Here is a 21,903-nt window from a genome sequence, read left to right on the forward strand (position 1 = left end):
GAGAGCGCGCCGGAACCGGCGCGCGGCCGGAGGCCTCGCGATGCTGCGCCTCGCCGCGCTTCTCTTCTCGACCTACGTCGGCGCCTTCGTGCTCACGAGCGCGGTGGCGGCGCCCCACGAGCTGCGCGCCGCATGGACGCGCCTGGCCGGCGGGCTCGAGACGCTCGTGTCCATGCGGGTCGCCGGCGACGCCCACGCCGACTCCTTGCGCGCCTCGCGTGCGAGCGTCCGCAAGGCGCCCGCGCTCGCCCGCTCCTTCGTCGAGCCGCGCGAACCGCGGTCCTCCGATCCCGTAGCCTCCGAGATCGTCCTCCTCGACGGCGGCGCCCTCGCGATCCTCGATGCCGAGGGGCGCGTCCTCCTGCGACACGACCCCGCAGGACGCACCACGACGATCGCGCGCGGCGCCGACCTGCCGCGACTCCTCGCCACGCCCGCCGGCGACGCCCCGCGGCCCCCCGAGCCGTCGCGACGCGCGCCCGGCGATCCGGGGAGCACCGACGAGCCGGACGAGGCCCTCGCCGCCGGATGCGAGAGCCCGGTGGGACCGCTCGCGCGCGGCGGCGGCGCGGCGTCCGCCCGCGCGCTCTGCCTCGCCTCGCTCTGACGGGCGGCGGGCGCCACCCACTCCCACTCCAACTCCCCCTCCGCGCTCCCGCCCGTGACGCGTGCCCCCCGAGCGGCACCATTCGTTCATGTTGCGGCCATCCCGGACGCTATAAGGGTTCTCGCGATGCGGCCCGCGATTCGCGGGAGTGCGCCACGACCACGGCGGAGCGATGCGGCAAGGTTCCCTACTCGGCACACTCGCGATCACGATCTCCCTCCTCCTCCCGGCGGCGGTGCTGGCGCAGGACGCGTGCACGCGTTACCGCGCCGAACTCGCGCAGATCGATGCCGGGGGCGGGCGCGATTACGGCGCCCTCGCGCGCCAGCAGGCGATCGAGCTCGAGCAGATGCGCCGCTACGTGCAGAGCCTCGACTGCGGCCGCTCGCGTTTCCTGATCTTCGGCGCGCCGACCTCCCCCGAATGCGCCGCCGCCGAGGAGCGGCTCGGCGCCATGGAGGCGAACTACCAGCGCCTTCTCGTGGAGTCCTCGCGTTCGGGCAACGAGCGTCGCGCCGCGCTCCTCTCGGCGATCGAGCAGTACTGCACGCCGCAGCCGCCCGGAGGCGTCCCCGGTGGGCAGCCCGGCGTCTTCGACACCTGGATCGAGCCGACCGAGCCCTTTATGGACGGCCCCGGCTTCCCCGACGAGGCGCGGCCGATCGCCGGTCAGGCCGTGTGCGTGCGCACCTGCGACGGCTCGTTCTTCCCGCTCGCCAGCACCCCGCGCGATTCGCGCGCGGCGGGCGACCTGTGCCAGGCGCAGTGCCCGTCCGCCCCCACCGCCCTGTTCTACAAGCCGCAGGGCGCGGCGATCGAGCAGGCGATCTCCGCGGACGGCCAGTCCTACATGGCGCTGCCCGACGCGCTCGCCTTCCGCCGATCGCACGACGCGGCCTGCTCCTGCCGCGTGCCGGGACAGAGCTGGTCGGAGGCGCTGGCTCGGGCCGAGGCGCTCGTCGGCGACGGCGCGGAGATCGTCGACGAAGCCCGCGCCCGCGAGCTTTCGCGGCCGCGCGAGACCGCGCCCTCGGCCGTCGCCACGCCGGTCCCCGGCGCGCCCGCCGTGCCGATCCCCTTCTTCGGGATCGCGGAGGGGGAATGGCGCGAGATGGAGACGCGCGAGGGCCGGCGGCGCGTGCGCGTCGTCGCGCCGGAGGTGATCCCCGCGCCGGACGCGTGAGGCGGCCTCAGGCGCTCTCCCCGGCCAGACGCGCCGCCGCCTCGGCGCGGCCGATCAGAGGCAGCAGCGCGGCGAGCTCCGGCCCGTGGTCGCGCCCGGTGAGCGCCTTGCGCAGCGGCATGAACAGCGCGCGGCCCTTTGCGCCGGTGTGCGCCTTCACCGCGTTCGTCCAGGCCTTCCAGGTGCCGGCGTCCCAGGGCTCCGGGGGGAGCATCGCGCCGGCGCGGGCGCAGAAGTCCGCGTCCTCGATCACGGGCGTCACCGGTCCCGCGACGACGCCCCACCAGTCCCGTGCCTCGCGCAGCGTGGCGAGATTGCCGCGCACCGCCTCCCAGAAGGCCGCGCCGCCGCCGACGCCCATGTCCGCGAGCCGCCCCGCGACCGCCTCGAACGGCGTCTCGTGAACGACCCGGGCATTGAGCGCGGCGAGCTCCGCCTCGTCGAAGCGGGCGGGGGCGCGCGACACGTGGCCGAGGTCGACGAGGGCGGCGAGCGCGTCGAGCGACGCGACCGGGCGCACCGCGTCCGACGAGCCGACGAGCACCGCCAGCGTGGCGACCGCCAGGGGCTCGAGCCCCGCCTCCCGCAGGCCCCTCAGCGAGAGATGCCCGAGGCGCTTGGAGAGACCCTCGCCGCTCGCGGTCGTGAGAAGGTTGTGGTGGCCGAACGCGGGGGGCGCGTGGCCGAGCGCCTCCAGGATCTGGATCTGCACCGCCGTGTTGGTGACGTGGTCCTCGCCGCGCACGACGAGCGTCACCCCGAGCGACGCGTCGTCGACGACGGAGGGCAGCGTGTAGAGGTAGCTGCCGTCCTCGCGCACGAGCACGGGGTCGGAGAGCGAGCCGCAGTCGACGCTCACCTCCCCGCGCACGCGGTCGTCCCAGGCGACGGCGCGGTGGTCGAGCCGGAAGCGCCAGTGCGGCCGGCGGCCCTCGGCCTCGAGCCGCGCGCGGTCCGCGTCGGAGAGGGCGAGGGCGGCGCGGTCGTAGATCGGCGGCAGGCCGCGGGCGAGCTGGACGCGGCGCTTGCGCTCGAGCTCGACGGGCGTCTCGAAGCACGGGTAGAGCCGCCCCGCCGCCTTCAGCCGCTGGGCCGCCGCGCCGTAGAGCGCGATGCGCTCGGACTGGCGCACGGCGAGATCCGGCGCGATGCCGAGCCAGGCGAGGTCCGCGACGATGGCCTGCGCGTATTCCTCCCTGGAGCGCTCGCGATCGGTGTCGTCGAGGCGCAGCACGAAGGTGCCGCCCGCTCGGCGCGCGAGGAGCGCGTTGAGGAGCGCCGTGCGGGCGTTGCCGATGTGGAGGAGGCCCGTCGGCGAGGGGGCGAAACGCAGGACGGGGGCGGGCGGGGTGGACGGCGTCATGCGCCTCCTCTACCCCGTGGCGCGGCGGGGCACAAACGCCGTGCGCGTGCTATGGTCGCGCCGATCGAAGGAGAGGACATGGACGAGGTACGCGAGAAGCGCCCGCGGGGCATCCCCCTGCACGGGCCGGAGGAGTTCGAGGCGATGCGCCGCGCCGGCCGGCTCGCGGCGGCGACGCTCGACTTCATCGCCGCCCACGTCCGCCCGGGCGTCTCCACCGGCGATCTCGATCGGCTGTGCGAGACCTTCATGCGCGACCATGGCGCCGTGCCCGCGACGATCGGCTTCCACGGCTACGCCCACGCGACCTGCATCTCGGTGAACCACGTCGTCACCCACGGCGTGCCCGACGACGAGAAGCGGCTGGCGGAGGGCGACATCCTCAACATCGACGTGACGCCGATCCTCGACGGCTGGCACGGCGACACGAGCCGCATGTTCACGGTGGGCGAGCCCTCGGTGAAGGCGCGCCGCCTCGTCGCCGCGGCCCACGAGGCGATGATGGCGGGGATCGCACGGGTGCGCCCCGGCGCGACCCTCGGCGACGTCGGCGCCGCGATCGAGGCGGTGGCGAAGGCCAAGGGCTACACGATCGTGCGCGAGTTCTGCGGCCACGGCCTCGGCCGCGCCTTCCACGCCCCGCCCGAGGTGCTCAGCTACGGCCTGCCGGGTCGCGGCGTACGGCTCGAGCCCGGCATGTTCTTCACCGTCGAGCCGATGCTCAACGCCGGCCGCTCCGAGGTGAAGACGCTCGCCGACGGCTGGACCACGGTGACCCGCGACCGCTCGCTCTCGGCGCAATTCGAGCACTCGGTCGGCGTCACCGAGGACGGCGTGGAGATCTTCACGCTGCCGGGGTGAGGTCGCCGGCGGATCGCCCGCCTGCGGGCGCCGCTCGGCCCATCGCGACTCCTGTCCTTCCCTGTAGGGGAATGTGTCTCGGCGAAGCCGAGACGGATGGGGCGCGCGGCACGCGCGTTCGGCGAAGCCGAAATGCGACGGCGGATGGCGGACACGTCGCCTTCCGCTTCGCGGAACGCGTCGCTTGCGCGCCGCGCCCCATCCGTCTCGCGCTGCGCGCGATCCACCTTCCCCTACAGGGAAGGAGAAGCGCCTGCCTCGACTCCCGATACCGCTTCCGAAACGTCGAACACAGGTCGAACTGAGCCGCTTCTCGTCAGCGCCAGTCTCCCCGCGCCGCCTGGACGACGGCGAGCGCCGCGACGGCGGCGGTGTCGGCGCGCAGGATGCGCGGGCCGAGCGAGAGCCGCACCACCCGCTCGCGCGCGAGCAGCGTCTCGCGCTCGGCGGGATCGAAGCCGCCCTCCGGGCCGATCAGCACGGCGAGCGGCCCCTGCGGCGCGGCGGCCAGCGCCGCGAGCGGGTCGAATATGGGCGCGTCCTCGTCGCAGAACACGAGCACCCGCTCGGGCTCGAGCGCCGCGAGCGCCGCCTCGAGCTTCGCCTCCTCGTGTACCGGCGGCAGCGCGAGGACGCCGCACTGCTCGGCGGCCTCGATCACGTTGGCGCGCATGCGCTCGAGGTTGACGCGGGCCGCCTGGGTGCGACGCGTGAGCACCGGCCGCAGCGAGCCCGCGCCCATCTCCACGGCCTTCTGCGCCATGTAGTCGAGCCGGGCGTGCTTGAGCGGCGCGAACAGCCAGGCGAGGTCCGGCGCGGGCGCCTGCGGGCGGACCTGGGCGAGCGCGAGCAGGCTCGCGCTCTTGCGGCCCTCCGGCTGGACCTGCGTGCGCCATTCCCCGTCGCGCCCGTTGAAGACGAGCACGTCCGCGCCCGCGCCGAGCCGCAGCACGTTGAGCAGGTAGTTCGCCTGCGCCCGTTCGAGGGCGATCCGCGCGCCGAGCGCGAGGGGCGCGTCGAGGTACAGGCGTGGGGCGGCGAAGTCGTAGGCGGCCAAGGTCCGGCTCCGGCGGTCACTGGTGAGGCGAGGCGCGGCAATCTCGCCACATTGGCGTGGTGTGGAGAGCGCGCGCCCGCACCGGCACGCGCGCTGGCGCGCCGGTGCGGGATCTGGTATCCCGCAGACGATGCGTAATGCAAGCGAGCGCGCTCTCCCGCGCGCGAGGGGCAGGGGCGGACGGCTCCTGGCGAGGACCATGGCGACGAGGACCCGGATCTCCATCGCGACGCTCTCCACGGCGATGATCGCGCTCGGCGCGCTCGTACCGGCGATGGCGCCCGGCGCGGCGCACGCGCAGGCCGACGTCTGCGGGGCCGTCGGGCCGCTGCTCGAGGAGCGCCGCTCCATCGTCCAGCGCCTCGAGGCGCTGGGCTCCGAGGACGTCGACCCGCGCCCGGCCTGCTCGGCGCTGCGCGCCCTCCAGGAGAACGGCCAGAAGCTCGTCGACTTCATCGACGAGAACCAGGCCTGGTGCCAGATCCCCAACGACTTCGCCCAGAACGTCCGCCAGGACCACGAGCGCGTCGGCGGCATGCGCGCGGACGCCTGCCGCGTCGCCGCGCAGATCAACAACGCCGAGCGTCAGGCCCGCGAGGCGGCCGAGTCGAACCAGTTCGGCGGCCCGGGCCTGACCGGCCGCTTCCCGATTCCGCAGGGCGCGCTGTGATCCGCCGTGCGTAGAGGGGGGCTCTTCCGCGGCGGGGCGGACCGATCACTGCCGGACGCCGTCACCGGCCATTGGGCGGACCGGCTGGCGCCGGTCTCCGCGCGTCCCTACCTGCGCCTCGCCCGGATCGAGCGGCCGATCGGCTGGTGGCTCCTCCTGCTGCCCTGCTGGTGGTCCGCCGCGCTCGCCGCACTCGCCGCCGGCGCGCCTCACCCCGACCCCTGGCACCTCGCCTTGTTCCTGATCGGCGCCGTGGCCATGCGGGGCGCGGGCTCGACCTGGAACGACATCGTCGACCGCGATCTGGACGCCCGCGTCGCGCGCACGCGCGACCGCCCGCTGCCGTCGGGCCGGGTGACGCTCGCGGGCGCGTCCGCCTTCGTGCTCGCGCAATGCGCGGTGGGCCTCGCCGTGCTGCTCCAGTTCAACTGGTTCGCGGTGGCGACCGGCTTCGCCTCGGTGGCGATCGTGCTGACGTACCCGTTCATGAAGCGGGTGATCTGGCTGCCGCAGGTGGTTCTCGGGCTCTGCTTCTCCTGGGGGGCGCTGATGGGGTGGGCGGCCGCCTTCGGATCGCTGTCGCTGGCGCCGCTGCTGCTCTACGTCGCCGCGATCGCCTGGGTCGTGGGCTACGACACGATCTACGCGCTCCAGGACATCGAGGACGACGAGATCGCCGGCATCAAGTCCTCCGCCCGCCTCTTCGGCGCGCGGGTGCGGCTCGCGATCGGCGTCTGCTACGCCGCCTGCCTCATCCTGATGGCCGCCGCGCTGGCGCAGGTCGGAGCCGGCCCCGTCGCCTGGGCGGGTCTCGCAGCCTTCGCCGCGCACCTCGCCTGGCAGGTCGCGACCCTCGACCCCGCCGACGGCCGCCGTTCGCTGATGCTGTTTCGCGCCAACCGCGACGCGGGGCTCATCCTGTTCGCCGGCCTGGTGCTCGACGCCCTGCTGGCGTGAGCCGGCGGGGCTGCCGCCGGCGGGCCGGCGCCCCATATCCGTCGGCATGCGCGCGACCGACATCCTCACGCTCACCCCCCAGGGCCTCTACTGCCCGCTCGGCGATTTCCACGTCGACCCGATGCGGCCGGTCTACAGGGCGCTCGTGACGCACGGCCATTCGGACCACGCCCGCGCCGGCCACGGCGCGGTGCTGGCGACCGCCGAGACGCTCGCGATCATGGCCGCGCGCTACGGCGCGGATTTCGCGGGGGCGACGCAGGCGGCGGCGCTGGGCGAGACGATCCGGCAGGGCGACGTCTCCGTGCGCTTCGTGCCGGCCGGCCACGTGCTCGGCTCGGCGCAGATCGTGATCGAGGCGGGCGGCACGCGGCTCGTCGTCTCGGGGGACTACAAGCGCGGCGTCGACCCGACCTGCCTGCCCTGCGAGATCGTCCCCTGCGACGTCTTCATCACCGAGGCCACCTTCGGCCTCCCGGTCTTCCGCCATCCGGACGCGCGGGCGGAGGTGGCCAAGCTGCTGGCCTCGCTGGCGCTGTTCCCGGAGCGCGCGCATCTGGTCGGCGCCTACGCGCTCGGCAAGGCGCAGCGGGTGATGGCGCTGATGCGGGAGGCGGGTTTCGACCGCCCCATCTACGTCCACGGCGCCATGGAGAAGCTCTGCGCGCTCTACGCCGACCTCGGCGTCGACCTCGGCGAGATCGTCAAGGTGCAGCCCGGCGACCGCGCGAAGCTCGCCGGCGAGGTGATCGTCTGCCCGCCCTCGGCGATCCAGGAGGTGTGGGCCCGCAAGTTCCCCGACCCCGTCGCCGGCTTCGCCTCGGGCTGGATGCGGGTGCGGGCGCGGGCGCGGCAGAAGGGGGTGGAGCTGCCGATGGTGATCTCGGACCATTGCGATTGGGACGACCTGACGCGGAGCATCCTGGAGACCGGTGCCGGGGAGGTCTGGGTCACGCACGGGCAGGAGGACGCGCTGGTGCACTGGTGCGGAACGATGGGAATCGCGGCGCGGCCGTTGCACATGCTGGGGTATGGCGACGAGGGGGAGGAGACTGCGGATGCGGCCGTGCCCGCGGCGCAGGGCGAGGCCGTGTCGTGAACGCCTTCGCCGCCCTCCTCGACCGGCTCGTCTACGAATCGCGCCGCAACGCCAAGATCCGGCTCATCGCGGATCACCTCCGCGCCACGCCCGATCCCGAGCGCGGCTTCGCCCTCGCGGCGCTCACCGGCGAGCTCTCCTTCCGCGAGGCGAAGCCGAACCTGATCCGGGCGCTGATCCAGGAGCGCTGCGACCCGGTCCTGTTCGAGATGTCCTATTCCTACGTCGGCGACCTCGCCGAGACGACGGCGCTCCTGTGGCCGGCGCCGATCTCCTCCCCTCTCCCTCGTGGAGAGGGTCCGGGTGTGCGGGGCGTGCAGGACGAGGCGCCGTCGTCGATGTCGCCAGAGGGCGCGAGCGCGGACCGCGAGCCCTTCACCCGACGCCCCCCACCCCCGACCCCTCCCCACGAGGGGGAGGGGAGCGCGTCGCGCGTGTCGCCGACGTCGGGCCACAATCGTCCTCCGCCGCCATCCCTCTCGGAGGTCGTCGAGACCCTCGCCACCACCTCCAAGTCCGACCTCCCCGCGCGCCTCGCCGGGCTGCTCGACGCGCTCGACGAGACCGGGCGCTGGGCGCTGCTCAAGCTGATCACCGGGTCGCTCCGCATCGGCGTCTCCGCGCGCCTCGCCAAGACCGCGCTCGCGTCCCTGGGCGACATGGAGCCCGACGCGATCGAGGAGGTCTGGCACGGGATGGCGCCGCCCTACGTCGACCTGTTCGCCTGGGTGGAGGGGCGCGGCCCACGGCCGGTGTCCCGCGATCCCGCGCCGTTCCGCCCCCCGATGCTCGCCCATCCGCTCGAGCTCGAGGACATCGGGACGCTCGATGCGGGGGCCTTCGCCGCGGAATGGAAGTGGGACGGCATCCGCGTGCAGGCGGCGTCGTTCGACGGGACGACACGGCTCTACTCGCGCACCGGCGAGGACGTGTCGGGCGCCTTCCCGGACCTGGTGGCGGCGCTCGCCGGCATGGAGGCGGCGATCGACGGCGAGCTGCTCGTGCTGATCGACGGGCGCGTTCAGAGCTTCAACGTCCTGCAGCAGCGGCTCAACCGCAAGGCCGTGTCGAACGCCCTCACGACGAAGTACCCGGCGCACCTGCGCGCCTACGACCTCCTGGCGGAGGGGGACGAGGACCTGCGGGCGCTCTCCTTCGCCGAGCGGCGCGCGCGGCTGGCGGCCTTCGTCGCGCGCCGCGCGCCAGAACGTCTCGACCTCTCGCCCCTCGTGCCCTTCGCGGACTGGGACGCGCTGGCCGCGGCGCGCGCCGACCCCGGCGCCCACGGCGCGGGTGCGGACGCCGATGCGGTCGAGGGCGTCATGGTCAAGCGTGTCGACAGCCCCTACGTGCCGGGTCGCCCCAAGGGCCTGTGGTTCAAGTGGAAGCGCGAGCCCTACACGGTCGACGCCGTGATGATGTACGCCCAGCGCGGCCACGGGAAGCGCTCGTCCTTCTACTCGGACTACACGTTCGGCGTCTGGCGCACCGGCGACGCGGGCGGGGAGGAGCTGGTGCCCGTCGGCAAGGCCTATTTCGGCTTCACCGACGCGGAGCTCGCGCAGCTCGACCGCTTCGTGCGCAACAACACGGTCAACCGCTTCGGCCCCGTGCGCGAGGTGACGCACACCATGGAAGCGGGCCTCGTGCTCGAGATCGCCTTCGAGGGCCTGCAGCGCTCGACCCGCCACAAGTCCGGCGTGGCGATGCGCTTCCCCCGCGTCTCGCGCATCCGCTGGGACAAGCCGACCGCCGAGGCCGACCGCCTGGAGACGCTGGAGGCGATCCTGTCGAAGGGCGAGACCGGGCGGCACCCGACGGACGGGTGACGCGGCTCCCGCCCCGTCGGGGCGGGGACGGCGAGCGCAGCGAGCCAGGGGCGGGGTCCCGCGGCTCGACGGTGGTCGTTTCGGCTCCGCCGAAGCGCGCCTGGCGGCGCACCCCCTCCGTCTCGTCGCCTTCGGCGCCGATCCACGTCCCCCGATGGGGGAGGTGCGTGCGCCCCTGCGTCCCTCGCGCCCACCCCGCTCCCCTTGGCGAACCCTCCGGTCGCTGCTATCTCCCGATCACGCTAGCTCATCGGCGCGCGACGGCGTGCCCGGCCCGGATGATCATGACCCGCGAGACCCTCGAGAACATACGCAACTTCTCCATCGTCGCCCACATCGACCACGGCAAGTCGACGCTCGCGGATCGCCTGATCCAGCTCACCGGCACCGTGTCCGAGCGCGACATGCAGGAGCAGATGCTCGACTCGATGGACATCGAGCGCGAGCGCGGCATCACGATCAAGGCGCAGACGGTCCGGCTGGAGTACCTCGCCAAGGACGGCAAGACCTACATCCTCAACCTGATGGACACGCCCGGGCACGTCGACTTCGCCTACGAGGTCTCTCGCTCGCTCAAGGCCTGCGAGGGCTCGCTCCTCGTCGTCGACGCCTCGCAGGGCGTGGAGGCGCAGACGCTCGCCAACGTCTACCAGGCGCTCGACGCCGACCACGAGATCGTGCCCGTCCTCAACAAGGTCGACCTGCCCGCCGCCGAGCCCGAGCGCGTCAAGGAGCAGATCGAGGACGTGATCGGGCTCGACGCGTCGCAGGCCGTGCCGATCTCGGCCAAGACCGGGCTCGGCGTCGACCTCGTGCTCGAGGCCATCGTCGAGCGCCTGCCGCCGCCGAAGGGCGACCGAGAGGCACCGCTCAAGGCGATGCTCGTCGACAGCTGGTACGACGCCTATCTCGGCGTGATCGTGCTCGTGCGCGTCATGGACGGCGTGCTGCGCAAGGGGATGACCATCAAGATGATGGGCACCGACGCGCAATACGAGGTCGACCGGGTCGGGGTCTTCCGGCCGAAGATGCAGCCGCTCGAGGCGCTCGGGCCGGGCGAGGTCGGCTTCATCACCGCCGCCATCAAGGAGGTGGCGGACACCCGCGTCGGCGACACCATCACCGAGGCGAAGCGGCCCACGAGCGAGATGCTGCCGGGCTTCAAGCCGGCGCAGCCGGTCGTGTTCTGCGGCCTCTTCCCCGTCGATGCCGCCGACTTCGAGGACCTGCGCGCGGCGATGGGGCGGCTGCGGCTGAACGATGCGAGCTTCTCCTACGAGATGGAGAGCTCGGCGGCGCTCGGCTTCGGTTTCCGCTGCGGCTTCCTCGGGCTCCTCCACCTCGAGATCATCCAGGAGCGGCTCGAGCGCGAGTTCAACCTCGACCTGATCTCGACGGCGCCGTCCGTCGTCTACAGGCTCGTCCTGCGCGACGGCGAGACGCTGGAGCTGCACAATCCGGCCGACATGCCGGACGTCATGAAGATCGAGACGATCGAGGAGCCCTGGATCCGCGCCACCATCCTCACGCCCGACGAGCATCTCGGCGCGGTGCTGAAACTCTGCCAGGACCGGCGCGGCGTGCAGATCGACCTGAACTACGTCGGCAAGCGCGCCATGGTCGTCTACGACCTGCCGCTCAACGAGGTCGTCTTCGACTTCTACGACCGGCTGAAGTCGATCTCCCGCGGCTACGCCTCGTTCGACTACCAGATCACCGACTATCGCGAGGGCGACCTCGTGCGCATGTCGATCCTCGTCAACGCGGAGCCCGTCGACGCGCTCTCGATGCTCGTGCACCGCAGCCGCGCCGAGGCCCGCGGGCGGGTGATGTGCGAGAAGCTCAAGGACCTGATCCCGCAGCACCTCTTCCAGATCCCGATCCAGGCCGCGATCGGCGGCAAGATCATCGCCCGCGAGACCATCCGCGCGTTGAGGAAGGACGTCACCGCCAAGTGCTACGGCGGCGACGTCTCGCGCAAGCGCAAGCTCCTCGACAAGCAGAAGGAGGGCAAGAAGAAGATGCGCCAGTTCGGCCGCGTCGAGATCCCCCAGGAGGCGTTCATCGCCGCCCTGAAGATGGACGGCTGATCGAAGACCACGAGCCGGGCCGGGGTCACCCCGGCTCGCCGCGGGCGAGGTCGGCCCGGATCGACAGCGGCCGGTCCTCGTGCAGGAGGCGCCGGTAGACCTGGTAGTTCTCCATCACGCGCTGAACGTAGTTGCGCGTCTCGGGGAACGAGATCATCTCCATCCAGTCGATCGGGTCGATGCCCCCGCCGCGCGGATCGCCGAAGCGTTCGATCCAGCGCGTCACCGCCCCGCCGCCGGCATTGTAGGCGGCGAACACCAGGATGTAGGAGCCGCCCCACCGCTCGATCAGCTCCGCGAGGTGCGCCGAGCCGAGGGTCGCGTTGTACGAGGGGTCCGAGAGCAGCCTTTCGGGGGCGTAGGAGAGGCCGAAGCGCTGCGCGGTCGCCCGCGCCGTGGCCGGCATCAGCTGCATGAGGCCACGCGCGCCGGCGTGAGACACCGCCTGCGGGTGGAAGGCGCTCTCCTGGCGGGCGATGGCGTAGACGAGCGCCGGGTCGACCGCGTCCGTCGCCGGCTCGAAGGGCGGGATGCCGAGCGTCGGATAGGCGTAGACGTCGAGCGGCAGGCCGCGACTCACCGCGGCGCGCCCGAGCGCCAGGAGCCCACGCGCGTCCCCGCGCTCCGCCGCCGCCTCGCCGAGCGCCGCGACGAGCGCGGGATCGTCGAGCGTGTCGCCGAGGCCCCAGTAGAGCGGGATCGTGCGATCCGATAAGCCCGCCTCGTGCAGGAAGGCGAGGGCGCGCGCCGCCGGCACGTCCTCGAGCCGCTCGCGGGCCGCGGCGAGGTCGAGGCCCTCCGGCCGGCGCAGCGGCAGCCGCGTCTCGCCGAGCTCCTCCAGCGCGAGCTGGCCGTAATACGTGATCGGATGAGCGCCTGCGGCCCGGTAGTGCTCCCGCGCCGCCTCGTCGTCGCCCATCGCCGCAGCGGCGCGCCCCCGCCAATAGGCCACGCGCGAGATCGAGATCGGCAGCGTCGCCTCCTCGGCGGCGCGGGCGAAGTGGTCGGCGGCGACCTGGGGCGCGTCGAGGAAGCGCAGCGCGATCCAGCCCGCGGTCCATTCCGCCTCGATGATCTCGCCCGGGGATTCCGCGGCGTGGTCGGCGGCGATGGCGTAGGCGCGGGCGCTGTCGCCGGCCTCGAGCGTCGAGCGCGCGACGATGCGTCGCTCGTTCCACCAGGCGTCGCCGTCGAGGACGAGCCCGAGCTCCCGCGGCGCCCCCGCGAGCAGGCGCGCGGCCTCGTCGTAGCGCTCCTCGTAGCGCAGGTGTTTGAGCCGCGAGTAGAGCACCGACGGCTCGGCCTGCAGCCGAGCCGGGAGCGCGTCGAGCTGCGCGCCGGCGTCGCGGGCGCGGGCGGCGACGGCGCGGCGCGTCTCGATCAGGAGCTCGAGATCCCCGCGCGCCTCCTCGGGGAAGCGCGCCTGCATGCGCCGCGCGCCCGTCCAGTCCTCCCGGAAGAGGAACCGCTCGAAGCGCACGCGATGGTCCGCGAGCGTCAGCACCGCCCCGAACTCCGTCTCGAGCGCAGCCTCCTCGGCGGTGCCGAGCCGCATGTCGCGCCAGGTCTCGCGCGCGAGGGCGCGAGCGTCGGCCTCGGCGCCGTCGGCGCGGAAGGCGCGGGCGAGCGCCACCGCCCCCTCGGCCGTGCGCGGCCGCGCGCCGGCGAAGAAGGCGATGGTCTGCTCCGGGCGGGCCGGGTCGGCGAAGAGCGCCTCCTCCGCACGGCGGCGGGCGACGCCCGTCTCGGGCCAGCCGGGATTGTCGCTCAAGAAGGCCGAGAGCCGGGCGAAGTCGCGCACCGCGCCGGCGCGGATCGCGAGCCATTCGCCGGCGACGCGCGCGGCCGGGTCGCCGGCGACGACCGTCTCCCAGGCGGCGGCGAGCGTATCGCCGAGCAGGATGCGCCCCTCGGCGTAGGCGTTGAGCATCTCGGTCAGCGCCAGGCGCCGCGGATCGATCTCGGAGACCGCGCGGACGACCGCCGCGGCGTCCTCCGCCGTGGCCGCCGAGGCCTCGACCGCCGGTCGATCGGGGCGCGGCGGGGGCAGCAGCGTGGCGGCGAGCGCCGCGGGCGCTCCACCGAGGATCACGCCGGCGAGAATCGCTCCGGCGAGGGCGGAGGCGGCGAGAAGGCCGCGTTTGCGCGGGCGCCGTCCGCGCGCTATGTGTGTGCCCCCGCTCGGCGCCGCGCGCCGCGCGGACCTCCCCGCATCGTCCGGAGCGTCACCATGCCCGCCCATGCCGTCCTCTCTCGCATTCGCGGCTCGATCCCCGCCATGGTCACGCCCTTCGAGGACGGCGCCCTCGACGAGGAGGCGCTGCGCGCCCATGTCGAGTGGCAGATCGAGAACGGCTCCTCCGGCCTGGTCCCCGTGGGCACCACCGGCGAGAGCCCGACCCTCTCCCACGACGAGCACAAGCGCGTCGTCGAGATCACCGTCGCGCAGGCGAAGGGCCGCGTGCCGGTGATCGCCGGCGCGGGCTCGAACTCCACCGCCGAGGCGATCGATTTCGCGCGCCACGCCGAGCGCGCCGGCGCGGACGTGCTGCTCGTGGTGACGCCGTATTACAACAAGCCGACGCAAGAGGGCCTCTATCAGCATTTCAAGGCGATCGACGCCGCGGTCGGGGTCCCGATCCTGATCTACAACATCCCCGGCCGATCCGTCATCGACATGTCGGTGGAGACCATGGCACGTCTCTACGAGCTTCCCAACATCGCCGGCGTCAAGGACGCGACCGCCAGCATGGTGCGGGTGAGCCATCAACGCGCCGTGCTCGGCCCCGACTTCGTACAGCTTTCCGGCGAAGATTCGACGGCGCTCGGATTCAACGCCCACGGCGGGCACGGCTGCATCTCGGTGACGGCCAACGTCGCGCCGCGGCTGTGCGCGGATTTCCAGGAGGCGAGCCTCGCGGGCGACATGGCGACCGCGCTGACGCTGCACGACCGCCTCTTCCCCCTGCATCAGGCGCTGTTCGTCGAAACCAACCCGACCCCGGCGAAGTTCGCCCTGTCCGTGCTCGGCCGCATGTCCGACGAGATCCGCCTGCCGCTCGTGCCCGCCTCGCCGGCGGCGCGGGAGGCGGTGCGCGAGGCGATGCGGGCGGCCGGGCTGATCAACTCCTGAGAGCTCGATGGCGCAGAAGAACGCCCATTCCCATCGCGTCGTGGCGGACAATCGCAAGGCGCGGTTCAACTATGCGATCTCGGACACCTACGAGGCCGGCATCGTGCTGACCGGCACGGAGGTGAAGTCGCTGCGCTCGGGCAAGGCGACGATCGGGGAGAGCTATGCCGGCCCCTCGGGCGAGGAGCTGATGCTCTACAACGCCTACATTCCCGAGTACCTGCAGGCGAATCGCTTCAACCACGAGCCGCGCCGGCCGCGCAAGCTGCTGCTCCACCGCCGCGAGATCGACAAGCTGCTCGGCGCCACCCAGCGCGAGGGCTACACGGTCGTCCCCCTGCGGATCTACTTCAACGAGCGTGGGCGCGCGAAGGTCGAACTCGGTCTCGGCAAGGGCAAGAAGCTGCACGACAAGCGCGAGACCGAGAAGAAGCGCGACTGGGACCGCGAGAAGGCGCGCATCCTCAAGGGCTCGTGACCCGGCTCGCGGATGCGCCCGGTCAGAGCGGCCCCCCGGGCTCCGCACGCGGCGGGTCCCCTCGCGCGGTGGCGATGGCGTCGACGAGGCCCCACTCCAGAGCCGCCTGCGCATCCATGAAGTAGTCGCGATCCAACGTCGCCTCGACCTCCTCCGGCGTCCGGCCGCAATGCTTGGCGTAGAGAGCGTTGATGCGCTCCTTGAGGCGCTTGCTCTCCTCGGCGTGCCGCACGATGTCGGTGACCTGCCCCTGATAGCCGCCGGATGGCTGGTGCACGAGGATGCGCGCGTTCGGCAGCGTCGCGCGCCGGCCCGCTGCCCCTGCCATCAGGAGGAACGAGCCCATCGAGCAGGCCGTCCCCATGCAAAGGGTCGCGACCGGGCTGCTGATGAACTGCATCGTGTCGTAGATCGCCAATCCCGCGGTGACGACGCCGCCGGGGGAGTTGATGTACAGCGCGATCTCCCGGCGCGGGTTCTCCGCCTCGAGGAACAGCAGCTGTGCGCAGACCAGAGCGGCCATGCCGTCCTCGATCTGCCCGTTCAAGAAGACGATCCGCTCGCGCAGCAGGCGCGAGTAGATGTCGAAGGCGCGTTCGCCCCGGCTCGAGGTCTCGACGACCATGGGGACGAGATTCATCGTGTCGCGCATCGCGCAACTCCTCTTCGTGTCGGCAATGTAGAATGCAGCCGAGATCCCGCCTCCCGGCGGCGGCGGAGACCGCGTGCAGGGCGAGACGGCGCCGATCGGGCGCGTCGAGACGGGTTCAGCCGCGGTCCGGCGCCGTTCAGGCGGCGCGGGCCATGGGGACGCGTGCCGTGCAGACGTTCGTGTTGGCCGCGCGAGGAGGCGTCCGCGCATGACGCGTGTGGGTCACGCGCAGGCGCGCTCCACCGTCGGGCAGAGGCTCGAGATCGAACGCCACGAGCCCCGGCGGCTCACCGCATTCGAACCAGCTGTAGAGGATGCGCGTGCGCGGCTCGACCTCGACGATCCGGATCGAGACCGCGCCGGCCAGTCCCCGCGCGGCGCCGTCGAGACGCAGGACGTCGGGTTCCGACACGTCCTGCACGAGCGGCAGCAGCCACTCGGCGACGAGCTCCGGGATCGTCAGGGCGCGCCAGATCTTGTCGATCGGCGCGCCGAGATCGCGCTCGACCACGACCTCGTCGTTCTCGTCCCGTGTCATTGATCCATCTCCGATAGGAGGCGCTCGAGCGCGTCGATGCGCTGCGGCCAGAAGGCGCTGTATCGCAGGAGCCAAGCCTGGAGCGGCCGCAGCCCCTCGGGCGCGAGGCTGTAGCGCACCTGCCTGCCTTCCCGCCGCTCGCGCAGGAGCCCGGCGGTGCGCAGGACCGCGAGATGCTGCGAGACGGCGGGTTGCGAGATCGACAGGCCCGCGCGCAGCTCGGTGGCGTTCGCATCCCGCGTCGCCAGCCGCTCCAGCAGAAGGCGCCGGGTCGGATCCGCGATGGCTCGGAAGACGTCGGTCTCGTTCATGCCCGAATGATAAGCACAGACTTATGATTCGTGCAAGCGTCCGGCGCCGCGTCGTGATCGGCGATCCGCGCCGTCTCCGGACCGGGGCTATGCGCGGTCCGAGCCGGACGAAAAAGGGGCGCCACCGTGGTGACGCCCCCCGTTCTCGAGCCCCGGACCAGCATCAATCCTCGTATTCCTCGTCCTCGTCGCCGCGCCCGGTGCCGCCGCCGATCGGGCCCTGGCCCTGGCGGATGCCGTAGCGGCGCTCGAGGCCCGGGCCGGCGGGCCCGCCCTGCTGGAAGCGCGACGGACGGTCGGAATGGTCCCGCACCGGCCGGTCCGCGGGGTCGCGGCCGATCTTCGGCAGGAGGTGGGCGAGATCGATGAACTCGTCCGCCTGCCGACGCAACTCGTCGGCCACCATGGGCGGCTGGATCGAGATGGTCGACACGACGGACACCCGCACGCCCTTGCGCTGCAGCGCCTCGACGAGCGAGCGGAAGTCGCCGTCACCCGAGAAGAGCACGATGTGATCGACCTTGTCGGCGAGCTCGAGCGCGTCGATGCACAGCTCGATGTCCATGTTGCCCTTGACCTTGCGGCGGCCCGTCGAATCGACGAACTCCTTCGTCGGCTTGGTGACGACGCGGTAGCCGTTGTAGTCGAGCCAATCGATCAGAGGGCGGATGGAGGAGTACTCCTGGTCCTCGACGAGCGCCGTGTAGTAGAACGCTCGCAGCAGGTAGCCGCGCGACTGGAATTCCTTCAGCAGGCGCTTGTAGTCGATGTCGAATCCGAGCGTCTTCGTCGTGGCGTAGAGATTGGCGCCATCGATGAACACGGCAATACGTTCTTGATCTTTCATGGTTGAAATTTCTCCAATGACAATCGAGCGACCCGAGACGAATTCGTGATCGAATGAATCGTTAGGCCCCTCGGCTGGGGAGCTTCCGCAACGGCAGTCTCGTCACCGCGGACGCGGAGACATATGGGCGCGAATAGACGCGCGCTGCCGTTCCGTGTCAAGGCGCGCGTCGGTGTTCCAACGGTGCTCGCCGCCCTCGTACCGCCCTCAGCTCTCCCCGCGCAGCGCCGCGGCGTAGGCGTCGACCGCCGCCTCGAAGCCCATCGCGAGCGCGTCCGCCGTCAGCTCGTGGCCGATCGAAGCCTCGGCCAGGTGCGGGATGGCGGCGACGAGGGGCGGGATGTTGTCGCGGTTGAGGTCGTGGCCCGCGTTGACGACGAGCCCGTGCGCGCGCGCCGCGAGCGCCGCCTTGGCGGCGGCGTCGAGCAGCGGCGCGTGCCGGCCGTGCTTCCAGGCCTCGGCGTAGGAGCCCGTGTAGATCTCGATGCCGTGCGCGCCGATCTCGGCGACGCGCGGGACGACCGCCGGGTCCGGATCGACGAACAGCACGATGCGCGTCTCGACGCCCTCGAGTGCGGCGAGCGCATCGGAGACGAGCGCCGCCTGCGCCGCGTCGAGGTCGAAGCCCTTGTCGGAGGTGAAGACGTCGGGCGCGTCCGGCACGAAGGTCACCTGCTCGGGCTGCACCGCGCGCACGATCTCGAGGAAGCGCGCGTCCGGATAGCCCTCGAGGTTGAGCTCGAAGGCGGGGCGAAGGTCGGCCATCGCGGCGGCGATGGCATCGACGTCGGAGCGCCGCACGTGCCGCTCGTCGGGCCGCGGGTGCAGCGTGATCCCCTGCGCTCCAGCGCGCGCGGCGAGCGGCACGAAGGCGGCGGGGTCGGGGACGCCGGTCTTCCGCGAGTTCCGCAGGAGGGCGATCTTGTTCAGGTTGACGCTGAGCCTGGCCATTCTCGAACTCCAGGAAACCGAAGAGCGCGGACCATACCGCTCCCGGCGCGGATGTCGAGCGGCGCGACGGCGGGTCGCACGGCGATCCGGCCCGCCGGGGCGCCCCGGGGGCGAACGGATGCGCCTCCTCGTTCGTTGGCGGCCCGATCGAAGCGGAGCGGCGCGGCTCCGGTCGCTCCCGGCGGCCGCCGGCGCCGCACGTCCGGCGAGCGGCGACCCGGCGAGCGGGTGGGAGGTTTCATGCCCAATTTCGAGAACTACCTGGAATACGGCTACTGGCATTTCGACGTCATTCGCCACATCTTCGCCCTGACCGTCGCGGCCTTCCTGGCCGGGCTCGTCTACTTCGCCCTGACGATCAAGGACGTCGCGCCGCGCTACCGACTCTCGAACATCATCTCGGCGGTGGTCATGGTGTCGGCGGCGCTGGAGATCTTCCAGCTCTGGCTCCTGTGGAACCGCAGCTTCGAGTTCCAGGCCGCCACCCAGACCTGGACGCGCGTCGAGGGGATGATCTTCTCCAACGGCTATCGCTACGCCAATTGGTCGATCGACGTGCCGATGCTGCTCACCCAGCTCCTCGTCGTGCTCGGCTTCTCCGGTCGCGCCTTCTGGAGCAACTGGGGCAAGTTCACGCTCGCCGGCCTGCTGATGATCTGGACGGGGTACGTCGGGCAGTACTACGAGCCCGCCGTGGCCGGCTTCTCGGACACGCAGGCCGTCGCGCCCTTCTGGATCTGGGGTGGCGTCTCGACGATCTTCTATCTCTACATCCTCTGGCTCGTCTACGCGGTGACGCACCGGCCGCCGGAGCGCCTCTCGCCTCGGGTGGCGACCGAGATGAACCGCATCTGGCTCCTGCTCCTCGTCGCCTGGACGCTCTACCCGCTCGCCTACGTCGTCCCGGCGGTATGGGTGTCGGACGTGGCGGTCGTGGTGCGCCAGGTCCTGTTCACGACGGCCGACGTCACCTCGAAGCTGGTCTTCGGCATCATGCTCTCGCGCGTCGCGCGCCACCGCTCCATCGAGGAGGGCTACGGACCCTCGCTCGCGGTCGCTGGCGAGATCTACCCGGATCGAGTCGAGCGTCCGCAGCGTGGGCGCGAGCCGGCCGAGTAGGGAGCGCGGCATGCGGCCCGATCGCGATCTCGTGATCCTCGGCGGGGGGTGCACGGGGGCGAGCCTCGCCGAGCGCCTCGCCGATGCCGGTACCGGCGCCCCGCGCACGCTGGTGATCGAGGCGCGCGACGCCGGCCCGGGCTTCGGCGACGACCGCACCTGGTGCTTCTGGCGCACGCGCCCGCACCGGCACGAGGGCCTCGTCGCGCAGGCGTGGCCGCGGGTGCGGGTCGCGTCCCACGACGGCCGCGGCGGCGTCGCCGAGACGCCGGAGACCCCCTACCAGATGATCCGCGGCGCGGACTTCCACGACGCGGCGCGCGCCGCGATCTCGGCCGCGCCCCGGGTCGACCTCGCCTCGGGAACGCGGGTCGTCGCGGTGACGCGATCGCCGGACGGCCTCTGGCGCGTCGAGACGAGCGCCGGACCGGTCACGGCGACTGCGCTCGTCGACACCCGTCCCGATCGCCGGCCCGCCCCCGGCGGTGCGCGGCTCTGGCAGAGCTTCCTCGGGCGTGAGATCGCTTGCGACCGGGCCTCGTTCGATCCCGGCACGGTCGAGCTCATGCGCTTCCTGCCGCCGCATCCCGACCGGATCGCGTTCATCTACGTCCTTCCTTTCGCGCCCGACCGTGCGCTCGTCGAGGCGACGGTCTTCGCCGCCGACCCGCTGCCGCCTCCGGCGCTCGTGCCGGACCTGGAGGCGGCGATCGCCGAGGCGACGCGCGGGCGCGGCGGCGCGGTGCTGCGCGAGGAGCACGGCGTGCTGCCGATGGGCCTGCTCGGCCCGCCGCCCCCGGCCCCGCGGGGAGCCGGCCGGCGATCGGGTCTCGTGCGCGCGGGGCTGACGGCGGGCGGCGCGCGCCCGTCGAGCGGCTACGCCTTCCGCCGCATCCAGGCCTGGGCGGACGCCTGCGCGGCGTCGCTCCTCGCCGGCCGCGGCCCGATCGCGGCTGCGCCGGACGGCCGGCTCCTCGCCTTCATGGATCGGCTTTTCGTGCGCGTCCTCGCCGCCGACCCGGCGCGGGGCCCGGACCTGTTCGCCGCGCTCTTCCGCCGCACGCCGCCGGCGCGGCTCGTGCGCTTCCTCTCCGACGAGCCGACGCTCCTCGACGCGGCGGCGATGGCGGCGGCGCTGCCGCCGGCCCCCTTCCTGCGCGCGCTCGCGACCCGCGACAGCGCGCGGGCGGCGGCGGCCGCCGCCGCCCGCGGTCGGCTCGGGGAGGCGGCGCGATGAGGGTCGAGACCGCCATCCAGGCGCAGGGTGCCGTCTACGGCGCCGTCGCGCTCGCCGTCGGCTTCGGCGCGACGGCCGTTCCCGCTCTCGCGCCCACGACGGAGATCCTCGTCGTCGGCGCTCTGGTGCTGGTGCTCGGCGTTCCGCACGGGGCCTTCGACACGCTCTGGGCACGCCGGCTGCTCGGGCTCGCCGGCTTTCGGCGATGGGCGCTGTTCGGGCTGGCCTACTGGGCGGCGGCGGCGCTCGTCGTGGCGATCTGGGCGCTCGCGCCCGTGCTCTTCCTCGGCGGCTTCCTGATCGCCTCGGCGCTCCACTTCTCCGGCGATCCGGAGGGCCGCGCCGCTGTCGCGAGCCGGCTGGCCATGGGCGCAGCCCCCCTCGTCCTGCCGACGTTGCTCCACGAGGCCGTGGTCGCGCGGCTCTTCGGTCTGCTCGTCGGCCCCGAGCCGGGCGCCCTCGTGGCCGGCGCGCTCGCGAGTCTCGCCTGGCCCGTCGTCTTCCTCCTCGTCGGCAGCGCCGTGTGGGAGACCCATCGCGACCGGGGTCGCACGGCGCTCGAGCTCGGGGCGACGGGCGTCCTGGCCATCCTCGCGCCGCCGCTCGTCGCCTTCGCGGTCTATTTCTGCCTGATGCACGCCGCCCGCCACGTCCTGCGCACGGCGCGGGCGGTCGAGACGACGGCGCCGGCGGCGCTCGTCGCCGTCGCGGCGCTGCCGATGCTCGGCACGCTCGCGCTCGCGGCCGCGGCCTGGTTCCTGCTCCGAGACGTCGCCCTCGACGTGCGGGCGATGCAGGTGCTCTTCGTCGGGCTCGCCGCGCTCACCGTGCCGCACATGGCGCTCGTCGAGCCCGCGCGCGCGCGCGGCTGGAGCTTCCCACGCGCGTCGCCGGGAACGGCCGCCCCCGGCGACGGCTGAG

The 21,903-nt window shown here is 72.8% G+C and carries 21 protein-coding genes; 13 read left to right on the plus strand and 8 right to left on the minus strand.

Going from position 1 to position 21,903, the window contains the following annotated elements; translation table 11 throughout:
• Positions 1-40 precede the first annotated feature (40 nt).
• Together AB9M23_RS12650 and AB9M23_RS12655 are read left to right on the plus strand one after the other, a co-directional pair.
• On the plus strand, positions 41-607 hold the full coding sequence (locus tag AB9M23_RS12650; RefSeq protein ID WP_372424905.1) for a hypothetical protein: 567 nt from the start codon (positions 41-43) through the stop codon (positions 605-607).
• 172 nt (positions 608-779) lie between these two features.
• Positions 780-1,790 (plus strand): DUF2865 domain-containing protein, encoded by a 1,011-nt coding sequence (locus AB9M23_RS12655; RefSeq protein ID WP_372424906.1) that lies wholly within the window; start codon positions 780-782, stop codon positions 1,788-1,790.
• Between the two features lie 7 nt (positions 1,791-1,797).
• On the opposite strand, the gene gltX is transcribed toward AB9M23_RS12655, so the two are convergent.
• On the minus strand, positions 1,798-3,153 hold the full coding sequence (gene gltX / locus AB9M23_RS12660; protein ID WP_372424907.1) for a glutamate--tRNA ligase: 1,356 nt from the start codon (positions 3,151-3,153) through the stop codon (positions 1,798-1,800).
• A gap of 78 nt (positions 3,154-3,231) precedes the next feature.
• Between gltX and map the strand changes: the two genes are divergently transcribed.
• Entirely contained in the window at positions 3,232-4,014 is a 783-nt protein-coding gene (map, locus tag AB9M23_RS12665) for a type I methionyl aminopeptidase (protein ID WP_372424908.1), read from the plus strand.
• 316 nt (positions 4,015-4,330) lie between these two features.
• On the opposite strand, the gene AB9M23_RS12670 is transcribed toward map, so the two are convergent.
• Positions 4,331-5,071, minus strand: coding sequence for a 16S rRNA (uracil(1498)-N(3))-methyltransferase (locus AB9M23_RS12670; RefSeq protein ID WP_372424909.1), 741 nt, complete (start codon positions 5,069-5,071; stop codon positions 4,331-4,333).
• A 199-nt stretch (positions 5,072-5,270) separates the two neighbouring features.
• Here AB9M23_RS12670 and AB9M23_RS12675 point away from each other — a divergent pair, with 199 nt between their 5' ends.
• From AB9M23_RS12675 to lepA, 5 genes are all read left to right on the plus strand, one after another.
• On the plus strand, positions 5,271-5,741 hold the full coding sequence (locus AB9M23_RS12675; protein WP_372424910.1) for a hypothetical protein: 471 nt from the start codon (positions 5,271-5,273) through the stop codon (positions 5,739-5,741).
• A gap of 6 nt (positions 5,742-5,747) precedes the next feature.
• Positions 5,748-6,698 carry a 4-hydroxybenzoate octaprenyltransferase gene (ubiA, locus tag AB9M23_RS12680; RefSeq protein WP_372424911.1) on the plus strand — a complete coding sequence of 317 codons (951 nt, stop codon included), beginning with the start codon at positions 5,748-5,750 and terminating at the stop codon, positions 6,696-6,698.
• A gap of 46 nt (positions 6,699-6,744) precedes the next feature.
• Positions 6,745-7,797: a ligase-associated DNA damage response exonuclease gene (locus AB9M23_RS12685; protein ID WP_372424912.1), complete on the plus strand. Its 1,053-nt coding sequence runs from the start codon at positions 6,745-6,747 to the stop codon at positions 7,795-7,797.
• Positions 7,794-9,626 carry a cisplatin damage response ATP-dependent DNA ligase gene (locus AB9M23_RS12690; protein WP_372424913.1) on the plus strand — a complete coding sequence of 611 codons (1,833 nt, stop codon included), beginning with the start codon at positions 7,794-7,796 and terminating at the stop codon, positions 9,624-9,626. The genes AB9M23_RS12685 and AB9M23_RS12690 overlap by 4 nt, the downstream gene beginning before the upstream one ends.
• Positions 9,627-9,910: 284 nt before the next feature.
• Positions 9,911-11,716: a translation elongation factor 4 gene (lepA, locus tag AB9M23_RS12695; RefSeq protein WP_372424914.1), complete on the plus strand. Its 1,806-nt coding sequence runs from the start codon at positions 9,911-9,913 to the stop codon at positions 11,714-11,716.
• A gap of 25 nt (positions 11,717-11,741) precedes the next feature.
• Here the strand turns inward: lepA and AB9M23_RS12700 are convergent, their stop codons facing one another.
• Positions 11,742-13,808: a lytic transglycosylase domain-containing protein gene (locus tag AB9M23_RS12700; protein ID WP_372424915.1), complete on the minus strand. Its 2,067-nt coding sequence runs from the start codon at positions 13,806-13,808 to the stop codon at positions 11,742-11,744.
• 138 nt (positions 13,809-13,946) lie between these two features.
• Between AB9M23_RS12700 and dapA the strand changes: the two genes are divergently transcribed.
• Both dapA and smpB read left to right on the plus strand, forming a co-directional pair.
• On the plus strand, positions 13,947-14,849 hold the full coding sequence (dapA, locus tag AB9M23_RS12705) for a 4-hydroxy-tetrahydrodipicolinate synthase (RefSeq protein WP_372424916.1): 903 nt from the start codon (positions 13,947-13,949) through the stop codon (positions 14,847-14,849).
• Positions 14,850-14,856: 7 nt separating this feature from the next.
• Positions 14,857-15,327 carry an SsrA-binding protein SmpB gene (gene smpB, locus AB9M23_RS12710; protein WP_372424917.1) on the plus strand — a complete coding sequence of 157 codons (471 nt, stop codon included), beginning with the start codon at positions 14,857-14,859 and terminating at the stop codon, positions 15,325-15,327.
• A gap of 22 nt (positions 15,328-15,349) precedes the next feature.
• Here smpB and AB9M23_RS12715 read toward each other — a convergent pair whose 3' ends face one another.
• The 5 genes from AB9M23_RS12715 to AB9M23_RS12735 all read right to left on the minus strand — a co-directional run bounded on the left by AB9M23_RS12715 (position 15,350) and on the right by AB9M23_RS12735 (position 18,626).
• Positions 15,350-15,979, minus strand: a complete 630-nt coding sequence (locus AB9M23_RS12715; RefSeq protein ID WP_372424918.1) for an ATP-dependent Clp protease proteolytic subunit — start codon at positions 15,977-15,979, stop codon at positions 15,350-15,352.
• 136 nt (positions 15,980-16,115) lie between these two features.
• Positions 16,116-16,517, minus strand: a complete 402-nt coding sequence (locus AB9M23_RS12720) for an SRPBCC family protein (RefSeq protein ID WP_372424919.1) — start codon at positions 16,515-16,517, stop codon at positions 16,116-16,118.
• Entirely contained in the window at positions 16,514-16,828 is a 315-nt protein-coding gene (locus AB9M23_RS12725) for an ArsR/SmtB family transcription factor (protein WP_372424920.1), read from the minus strand. The genes AB9M23_RS12720 and AB9M23_RS12725 overlap by 4 nt, the downstream gene beginning before the upstream one ends.
• 163 nt (positions 16,829-16,991) lie before the next feature.
• Complete coding sequence (locus tag AB9M23_RS12730; protein WP_372424921.1) at positions 16,992-17,675, minus strand: LabA-like NYN domain-containing protein; 684 nt, start codon at positions 17,673-17,675, stop codon at positions 16,992-16,994.
• A 207-nt stretch (positions 17,676-17,882) separates the two neighbouring features.
• Positions 17,883-18,626: a pyridoxine 5'-phosphate synthase gene (locus AB9M23_RS12735; RefSeq protein ID WP_372424922.1), complete on the minus strand. Its 744-nt coding sequence runs from the start codon at positions 18,624-18,626 to the stop codon at positions 17,883-17,885.
• A 240-nt stretch (positions 18,627-18,866) separates the two neighbouring features.
• Here AB9M23_RS12735 and AB9M23_RS12740 point away from each other — a divergent pair, with 240 nt between their 5' ends.
• Genes AB9M23_RS12740 through AB9M23_RS12750 form a run of 3 tightly spaced genes read left to right on the plus strand, consistent with a single transcriptional unit; the run spans position 18,867 to position 21,902 of the window.
• Positions 18,867-19,745, plus strand: coding sequence for a bacteriorhodopsin (locus AB9M23_RS12740; RefSeq protein WP_372424923.1), 879 nt, complete (start codon positions 18,867-18,869; stop codon positions 19,743-19,745).
• A 10-nt stretch (positions 19,746-19,755) separates the two neighbouring features.
• Entirely contained in the window at positions 19,756-20,982 is a 1,227-nt protein-coding gene (locus tag AB9M23_RS12745; RefSeq protein WP_372424924.1) for a lycopene cyclase family protein, read from the plus strand.
• Positions 20,979-21,902 carry a Brp/Blh family beta-carotene 15,15'-dioxygenase gene (locus tag AB9M23_RS12750; RefSeq protein ID WP_372424925.1) on the plus strand — a complete coding sequence of 308 codons (924 nt, stop codon included), beginning with the start codon at positions 20,979-20,981 and terminating at the stop codon, positions 21,900-21,902. The genes AB9M23_RS12745 and AB9M23_RS12750 overlap by 4 nt, the downstream gene beginning before the upstream one ends.
• The last annotated feature ends 1 nt before the right edge of the window (position 21,903 follow it).

Origin of the sequence: Salinarimonas chemoclinalis, from assembly GCF_041514305.1 — a bacterium.
Classification (GTDB): Bacteria; Pseudomonadota; Alphaproteobacteria; order Rhizobiales; family Beijerinckiaceae; genus Salinarimonas; species Salinarimonas chemoclinalis.

What these genes read in the sequence shown, in the direction of transcription:
- AB9M23_RS12655 (WP_372424906.1), top strand. Translation starts at nt 780, where the DNA reads ATGCGGCAAGGTTCCCTACTCGGCACACTCGCGATCACGATCTCCCTC.
- AB9M23_RS12730 (WP_372424921.1), bottom strand. Translation starts at nt 17,675, where the DNA reads ATGAAAGATCAAGAACGTATTGCCGTGTTCATCGATGGCGCCAATCTC.
- AB9M23_RS12745 (WP_372424924.1), top strand. Translation starts at nt 19,756, where the DNA reads ATGCGGCCCGATCGCGATCTCGTGATCCTCGGCGGGGGGTGCACGGGG.
- AB9M23_RS12720 (WP_372424919.1), bottom strand. Translation starts at nt 16,517, where the DNA reads ATGACACGGGACGAGAACGACGAGGTCGTGGTCGAGCGCGATCTCGGC.
- AB9M23_RS12750 (WP_372424925.1), top strand. Translation starts at nt 20,979, where the DNA reads ATGAGGGTCGAGACCGCCATCCAGGCGCAGGGTGCCGTCTACGGCGCC.
- AB9M23_RS12725 (WP_372424920.1), bottom strand. Translation starts at nt 16,828, where the DNA reads ATGAACGAGACCGACGTCTTCCGAGCCATCGCGGATCCGACCCGGCGC.
- AB9M23_RS12685 (WP_372424912.1), top strand. Translation starts at nt 6,745, where the DNA reads ATGCGCGCGACCGACATCCTCACGCTCACCCCCCAGGGCCTCTACTGC.
- AB9M23_RS12740 (WP_372424923.1), top strand. Translation starts at nt 18,867, where the DNA reads ATGCCCAATTTCGAGAACTACCTGGAATACGGCTACTGGCATTTCGAC.
- smpB (WP_372424917.1), top strand. Translation starts at nt 14,857, where the DNA reads ATGGCGCAGAAGAACGCCCATTCCCATCGCGTCGTGGCGGACAATCGC.
- dapA (WP_372424916.1), top strand. Translation starts at nt 13,947, where the DNA reads ATGCCCGCCCATGCCGTCCTCTCTCGCATTCGCGGCTCGATCCCCGCC.
- AB9M23_RS12675 (WP_372424910.1), top strand. Translation starts at nt 5,271, where the DNA reads ATGGCGACGAGGACCCGGATCTCCATCGCGACGCTCTCCACGGCGATG.
- lepA (WP_372424914.1), top strand. Translation starts at nt 9,911, where the DNA reads ATGACCCGCGAGACCCTCGAGAACATACGCAACTTCTCCATCGTCGCC.
- gltX (WP_372424907.1), bottom strand. Translation starts at nt 3,153, where the DNA reads ATGACGCCGTCCACCCCGCCCGCCCCCGTCCTGCGTTTCGCCCCCTCG.
- AB9M23_RS12650 (WP_372424905.1), top strand. Translation starts at nt 41, where the DNA reads ATGCTGCGCCTCGCCGCGCTTCTCTTCTCGACCTACGTCGGCGCCTTC.
- AB9M23_RS12715 (WP_372424918.1), bottom strand. Translation starts at nt 15,979, where the DNA reads ATGCGCGACACGATGAATCTCGTCCCCATGGTCGTCGAGACCTCGAGC.
- map (WP_372424908.1), top strand. Translation starts at nt 3,232, where the DNA reads ATGGACGAGGTACGCGAGAAGCGCCCGCGGGGCATCCCCCTGCACGGG.
- AB9M23_RS12735 (WP_372424922.1), bottom strand. Translation starts at nt 18,626, where the DNA reads ATGGCCAGGCTCAGCGTCAACCTGAACAAGATCGCCCTCCTGCGGAAC.